Origin of the sequence: Vagococcus silagei (genome assembly GCF_004795745.1) — a bacterium.
GTDB classification, from domain to species: domain Bacteria; phylum Bacillota; class Bacilli; order Lactobacillales; family Vagococcaceae; genus Vagococcus; species Vagococcus silagei.
Map to the genome: position 1 here is coordinate 1 of NZ_SDGV01000027.1, position 6,870 is coordinate 6,870.

9 protein-coding genes are annotated in these 6,870 nt (G+C 31.5%); 7 read left to right on the forward strand and 2 right to left on the reverse strand.

The features are described from left to right. Positions 1–96: 96 nt before the first annotated feature. Positions 97–651 (forward strand): hypothetical protein, encoded by a 555-nt coding sequence (locus ESZ54_RS11070; RefSeq protein ID WP_136137719.1) that lies wholly within the window; start codon positions 97–99, stop codon positions 649–651. Between the two features lie 61 nt (positions 652–712). On the opposite strand, the gene ESZ54_RS11075 is transcribed toward ESZ54_RS11070, so the two are convergent. Next, on the reverse strand, positions 713–1,348 hold the full coding sequence (locus ESZ54_RS11075; protein WP_136137720.1) for an NAD(P)H-binding protein: 636 nt from the start codon (positions 1,346–1,348) through the stop codon (positions 713–715). Positions 1,349–1,528: 180 nt separating this feature from the next. On the opposite strand from ESZ54_RS11075, the gene ESZ54_RS11080 reads away from it, so the two are divergent. The 4 genes from ESZ54_RS11080 to ESZ54_RS12525 all read left to right on the forward strand — a co-directional run bounded on the left by ESZ54_RS11080 (position 1,529) and on the right by ESZ54_RS12525 (position 5,576). Next, positions 1,529–2,506, forward strand: a complete 978-nt coding sequence (locus ESZ54_RS11080; RefSeq protein WP_136137721.1) for a LacI family DNA-binding transcriptional regulator — start codon at positions 1,529–1,531, stop codon at positions 2,504–2,506. Between the two features lie 429 nt (positions 2,507–2,935). Beyond that, the gene (locus tag ESZ54_RS11085) at positions 2,936–3,388 is read left to right on the forward strand and encodes a GNAT family N-acetyltransferase (protein ID WP_136137722.1); all 453 of its coding nucleotides are present in this window, start codon (positions 2,936–2,938) and stop codon (positions 3,386–3,388) included. Between the two features lie 853 nt (positions 3,389–4,241). After that, the coding region (locus tag ESZ54_RS11090; protein WP_239433803.1) for a GNAT family N-acetyltransferase at positions 4,242–4,644 on the forward strand (403 nt) is incomplete at its 3' end. A 782-nt stretch (positions 4,645–5,426) separates the two neighbouring features. Next, positions 5,427–5,576: a hypothetical protein gene (locus ESZ54_RS12525; RefSeq protein WP_162615177.1), complete on the forward strand. Its 150-nt coding sequence runs from the start codon at positions 5,427–5,429 to the stop codon at positions 5,574–5,576. Between the two features lie 38 nt (positions 5,577–5,614). Here the strand turns inward: ESZ54_RS12525 and ESZ54_RS11100 are convergent, their stop codons facing one another. Then, complete coding sequence (locus ESZ54_RS11100) at positions 5,615–6,064, reverse strand: hypothetical protein (protein WP_136137725.1); 450 nt, start codon at positions 6,062–6,064, stop codon at positions 5,615–5,617. 118 nt (positions 6,065–6,182) lie between these two features. On the opposite strand from ESZ54_RS11100, the gene ESZ54_RS12860 reads away from it, so the two are divergent. Both ESZ54_RS12860 and ESZ54_RS11110 read left to right on the forward strand, forming a co-directional pair. Then, positions 6,183–6,350 (forward strand): HTH domain-containing protein, encoded by a 168-nt coding sequence (locus tag ESZ54_RS12860; protein ID WP_136137726.1) that lies wholly within the window; start codon positions 6,183–6,185, stop codon positions 6,348–6,350. 67 nt (positions 6,351–6,417) lie between these two features. Continuing rightward, positions 6,418–6,855 carry a WYL domain-containing protein gene (locus ESZ54_RS11110; RefSeq protein ID WP_136137727.1) on the forward strand — a complete coding sequence of 146 codons (438 nt, stop codon included), beginning with the start codon at positions 6,418–6,420 and terminating at the stop codon, positions 6,853–6,855. Positions 6,856–6,870 lie beyond the last annotated feature (15 nt).

The window sequence follows — 6,870 nt, forward strand, 5'->3', positions numbered from 1 at the left end:
ATTTCATACTAACATCAATTAGCGATTGATTATAGTAGTAAAGCGGGAGTTAAAGAATATAAAGAACAAGAACAAATTGAATTTGATCATCGTTATGTGAAAGATAATCAACCAAATTTTTCTAAGTTTAAGAATGTTGATGCTTGGTTACTATTTTCAACACAAGATGAAAAATTTTATTTGTTAACACCTAAGTCGAGTAATGAAAAGGATGCGACCTTATTTTACAGTATGGAAATTGATGAAGGAGAGCAGATTACTAATTCTGTGGCAGGATTTAACTGGATGGATGAGCATTTTTTAGCGAATACATCTGAGAGTATCGATTTTAAGCAGATAATGATTTCTGAAGACATACCTAATGCTTTTAATACAAATGTAGTAAGTCAAGCCATTTTAGGCAGTGTGACACCTCAAAATTTAGTTGTTCAAATGGACCGAACCAGTACTCGACTAAGATTAATGGAAATTTCAACTGGTCAAAGGGAAATATTAAGTGAGGGAATTAAGTTACAATATCCTCAAACTGGTAGAGTATCAATTGACGATCTACGTAAAATGAATAAGCAAGAGCTGTATGAATTTTTTGATGCTGCCTATCAAAGAGCAGAAAGCTATCTTTGGTATCACAATGTAGGTTTAACCAAGTAGTGTCAATTAAGCTCAATAAAGAAAAAAGTAGTTAACAAAAAAATGTTAACTACTTTTTTGGTTATTTCCATGCAGGTTTATCCCCATCTGTATTTGGTTTATTGACACCTAAAGAAGAGCGAATTGATTTTTCTGGTGTTAAAAGTAGTGTTGTCACAAGATGCGCCACACTTTTACGCGATACCTCAGTTCCCTTAAATAATTCGTTTTTTTCAGTTGTTTCATAGTCTATTTCGTCTTGATTATCTAACCAAGCAGGGCGGATGATTGTGAAATCGAGATCAGAATTTTCAATAATTTTAGCTGCTTCAGCGTAAGTTTCTAAATAACCTCCATCCAGTTGTTGGTGGTTCCATTCTCCATAAGCACCAGGAACTTCGTCATAAATACCTAAAGTTGAAATCCAAATCAAACGTTTGATTCCATTTTGATGCATTGCTTTGACAACATTCTTAGCTTCTTGAATCACATTACCGGCAAGATTAGCATAGACAATATCAATACCTGTCATGGCTTTTACAAGTTGATCTATATTTAAAGCATCACCTTCAAATATTTCTTGTTTTTGAGGATTTTTAACGGCTAAACGAGTGGAATCTCGTAAAAAAAGTCGTTGGCTCATATTTTGAGTCAATAGATTATCACTGACTAATTTTGCAATTTGACCATTTGCACCGAGAATTAAGACTTTTTTCATCTTTGTTTCCTTCTTTCTGATTGACAATAAGCTGTACAATTATTAGTATAGACTCTTCAATTTGAGATGCAAAGATTTACACTTGCAGTGAAATAAGAGGTCATATTTTTTTTGAAATATAGGTTTGTTATTGATGGTATAATAACTATATTAAATATTATTTAGAAGGGGAGACGATCGATGAAATTAACAATGAAGGAAATTGCTGATTTAGCAGGAGTCTCAAAAACAACGGTATCTCAAATTTTAAATGATAAGGGCGAGCGTTTTAGTGAGGAAACGCGGCAGCGTGTCTTGAAAATTGTTGAAGATTACCGTTACGCACCTAATTATTTTGCTTCAAATTTAGTGAAAAATAAATCGGGTTTAATCGGCATTATCGTCCCATCTATTAAGGAGCCTTTTGCGTCAACTTTAATTACCAAAATTCAAGCGAACCTTACTGAAGCGGGTTTTCACTTAATGACGATTGAATCATCAGGTGAAGAACGGGAAGAAATCGCATTATTTGAACGCTATTGTCAAATTTCAGTTGAAGCGATTCTTTGTTTTACCGCAACGAAATTTTCAGAAAAGTTTATCGAAAAAAGTTGTTATCACGGTATTCCAATCGTTTTTGTTGATCAAGGAATTAATGAAAGCCAATATGGTCACGTTTATTTAAACGAGTATGATACAGTGCGTAAGGCAATGGATGATTTAATTCAAAAAAAACATCAGACCATTGGCCTAATAAAAGAAAATCAAGAGAGCTATACTTTTCCGAATCGTACAAAGGCATATTTTGATGCGCTGAATGAAAATCATCTGGTCGTTGATCCGAGTATTATTGTTGAAACTGACTTTTCGATTGACGCAGGTTATCATGCTGCGAAACAAATTGCTCAAAATCCAAATGTCTCAGCTATTTTTTGTTGTGATGATACGTTAGCATTGGGAGGTTATCAAGGTATTTATGATTTAGGTTTGAAAGTAAATGAGGATATTGAAATTATTGGTTTTGATGGTATTGAAATGTTACAGCATGTGCGTCCACAAATTAGAACATTGCAAACCCCTTTTACTGAATTTGCTAATGTGTTATCAGAGAAGATTCTTCAAGCCATTAATTCTCCAAATCAAAAACAAGAGGATTGTTATTTGAAAATGATTTTTTAAGAAAGTTAATTCAATAGCTCATAATAAAGAAATTGACGATAAAGAAAGGTTTAGGATAAAGACTTTTATCTTAATTTCAAATGATTACTTATTTTTTTAATGTTATTTTCGATGCTATTTTCTGAGGTGAAAAATAAAATAATTGCTATAACATTAAAAATGATAGGGATTAATAAAAGGTTAGATTTAAAGAACATTTTATCATTGATTTCACCATTTAGTATTCCAGAATTAATCAGAATGGAGTAACAGGTATTTAAAATTTGGAGAGCAAAAATTAAGATTAAACCAATAGAAAAACTTAACAAGGAAACGAATTTTCGAAGCATGGCAATCAACGCCTTAGTGGATTTTATCTTTTTTTAAATTATTCTCAATCAACTTCATTCTGTCATTTTTAATTATATTTTTTAAAAGGAGTAGGATATTATGAATTTAGTCAATTGTAAGATGAACGATCAAAATCAATTAACATCAATTTTAACAAAGTCATTCAATTATGACACGGCCCTTTATTTTGGTGACAATGTTCAGGATGGTCCTCCTGGTTATAATGATGGATTGTTAGCCAAAAAAATCTTATCAAACCCATCATTTACATCTTTCTTTATTTTTGATAATCAAAATCTAATTGGCTTCATTTCCTATTGTTTGGAAGTACGTGAGCTTCATTACTTTTGTCTTTTACCTGAATTTATTGGGCAAGGTTATGGTACAAATATTTGGCAGATGATTGAAGAAAAACATGGTAAGGAGGGATGGCGTGTAGAAACGCCATCTTATTCAATTGGTAATCATTATTTCTACCGAAAACTTGGATTTGAAAAAATTGGTGAACATTATTATTCTGAAACTGCTGTGTCGTTTGTTTTTGAGAAATAGTGTAGAAATGATAGTTAGAGGTACAGATCAAATTGCGTTGCACTGAAGATAGATGAGGTGCTGTGAGCTGGGCGATGCTTTCTGATATTTTTTTGCGATTATCTTTTTTTGGCTTTGAGCATTTAGGGGGAGCATCGTTAGATATAAAAGTTTTGTTTTTTTATGAAAAGTTAATCGTTTTGACACACTGCTTATATCAAAATCTAAATAAGTAATTATTTTAGTGTCGGAAAAGACTTGACATTAAGCAATGTTGGTTTGAAAAATTAAAGTAATACATATTATTTTTATCAAGTTTTTACTGCAACCGATGGTGTACCCAAATGAGTCGCTAGAGTTATTTTTTTTCGGTAATTAGATGACTACTTTTTAGGTCGTCCATCTTTCATTGGATAGCAGCAACCCTGTGGTGATTGCTTAAACCTAAAATAATATTTATTTGTATTATGGTTATTAACTAAATAATGATGTGCCAGCTTAATACTAGTCACAATAGAAACATTGTTGAAAATAACCAAGTTGAAAGTTGATTTAATTGAGAGACTAAGAGGGTATTCCTCTAATCAATTCACATTTTTTTTATTTACCGGTGTCTTAATCGTATTTTTGATCACAGGAGCTAAAAGTGAAATTATCGGATACAGGATAAATATGCAGGTATGATGAAAAGGTGACTTTTTAAAAAATAAGACGGATTCATAATGTTACTTTCTCTCAATAGCCCTGCGGTTTCTTCTAACACTAAAAATAGGAAAATCGTGACTAAACCAATTGACATAGTTGAATTTCTGAAAAATTGCCAATTTTCAAGAAAAAAAGGCGTAAAATGAGAATGAAAGTAGGAGGCGACGATATGGAGATCATCTATGAGAGAGATAGTGTTGCAAAGAAATTAATTGCAAAAGAGGTACTAGCGGATCTTCCTGAATGGTTTGGTTTACCGGAGTCGACAGACGAATATGTATCAAAGTGCATGAACTATCCTTTATGGGTCGCAAAAGACGGAAAGAATATCATGGGATTTATTAGCTTAAAAGAAACAAGTCACTATACTGGTGAAATTTATTGTATGGGAGTAAAAAAAGCGTATCAACGAATTGGTGTTGGAAGTGAATTAATTAGAAAGTTAACAACTTATTGTTTGGGTAAGTATAAGTTACTTCAAGTTAAAACAGTTGCAGAAGGACGATATTGTGCTTACGATCAAACCATTTCTTTTTACAAGTCACTTGGATTTTTTGAGTTAGAAGTGTTTCNNCAAAAATTGGTTTAAAAAACTAAGACCTTCATTTCACCATATCATAGGTGGAGATGCGGGTCTTAGTTTTTTTGCGGTCTATTTTAATATACTGTTCTTTAGAGTAATCAAGCGTTATGTTGTATTTATTAAGACTGTTGGTATAAATAGTCAAAAATTAATTTTAGGTTTTCAATTGCGCGATCTTCAAAAAATGCTTGATTTCTGCCAAAGGTTTCTCGTGCCTCGAAACTTAGTAAATCAAGTCTATTTCCAGGCTTAATTGCACCACTCATTGTACCAACTGCTGTTGCTTTATGGGGAATGAAAACTTCAACATTAATCTGTTCGCCTTTGTTTGAGAGTGTGTAAAGATACTTTAATCCCTCATACTTGATAGAAAACTGTTTTAGACCTGTTTTTTTATCCACAATATAATTCATATCATAATCTTGATTGTCATGAATGATTTGTTTTGTCTTTACTGTTTTTGTTTTATTGACTTGAAAAAAAGTAGTGATTAGATCATTTTCAGGGTTATACATTTTTTTAAAGTCTTTTACATTTNNTGTTTTTTATTTAATTTTATCTTCATCTTATTCAGCTCCTTTAAATGATACGTATACATATCCATCAAAGTGACTGCCTAAATATAGACAGTGGACTTTGTCGCATATTTAAGGGGATATATCAAGTTTATCAAAGGGTGGTGAAAGTACAAAATTTATTGCTTAAAAATTATTAAAGTCAGAAAAAATCCGTCTCAAAAATGATAAGCTTCGTGCAGAGGGAAAAGATCCGTTGAAAGGCTCTCACCCAATGGTTAATACAGGAATGGTTGGCATGAATAAAGCTAATATTGGCATTAAAGATAATGCGAGTAATAATTTAATGGCCAACAATCAAGTTGATCCTAACACTAAAAATATTCATAAGAACGATAACAGCTAGTAAAAAGGAAAGTGATTCTGTAGTCACCTTCTTTTTTTCTATTCTTGTTTTATCGATGATAGATCCACATTATGTTTTCTAAGAACTAAATCAGCTGGAATCTCAATGCTTTGTTTAAGGTATACTTTAAATTGCTTGTATTGAATAGGTTCTTTTGATTGCTTTTCAACTGTGTATGTATTTGTGATAATTGATTTGTCAGAGGGTGTATTGAAATAACTATGTTCTTCAACGGTTTCTAGTTTAATGGAGTAGGTATCTTTATCAAAAAAGATATCAATATTGGAATTCGAATCATTAAACTTATCTGTTTCATCATACTGTTGATTGACATACTTATAGTTTGCTTTAGCAACTTGTTTGGCTTCACTTTTGATGGTTTGATCTAAAGAAAATTGTTTAAAGAAAATAATGGCGAATACTAGACAGGCACTAATAGAAATGATTAGTAAACTGAAAAACATAATTTTCTTAGATGATTTTTTCATGAGTTATAACACTCAAATATGTGAGATTAAATGTCATTTTATTGTTCTGGAAACGCTTTAATTAAGACGTATTCTTCATCTGATATTCGTACATTATAAAAATGAAGTCACAAAAAATATGAAAATTGAAAGGCTAATCAATATTTTAGTACCTTTATTATCGCAAAATAGTATTCTGACTAAGGAAATAGCTGAAGTTTATCAGGTAAGCGTTCGTACGATTTATCGTGATATTAAAACACTAGGTCTTGCAGGCTTTCCTATCTATTCAAAAGAAAGGAAATGATGGTGGCTTCTATCTAATGGAAGACTATAAATTAGACACGCTATTTTTTTAAGAATCCGAAAAAGAGTTGATTTTAGAGTTAACGCGAGGACTAAGTGAAACTTATCTGCTTCCTAAAGTTGCAGAACTAAATCAAAAAATGAATTATTTTAAACAAGATGTGACAAAAAAATCCCCTTATTTTTTTGACTTTAGTTTATGGAAAGCCCAGCAGGCTGCATTGAAAAGTATTGAGACGGGTCAAGTTATCTCTATAACATACACGTCATATGATAATAAACAAACGATGAGGAAAATTGAACCAATCAACTTGGTTTTTAAAGCACAAGTTTGGTATCTTTATGCGTATTGTAGGATACGGAAAGATAATCGTTTATTTCGGATTAATCGAATCAGAAATATTCAATTTTTAGATACTTATTTTAAACAAGATAAGCATCAAGCCATTGATCAAGATTTTTTAGCACGATTTTTTAAAGATACTTCTTCTAATGGTATAAGATAAGAAATTACTTTATCT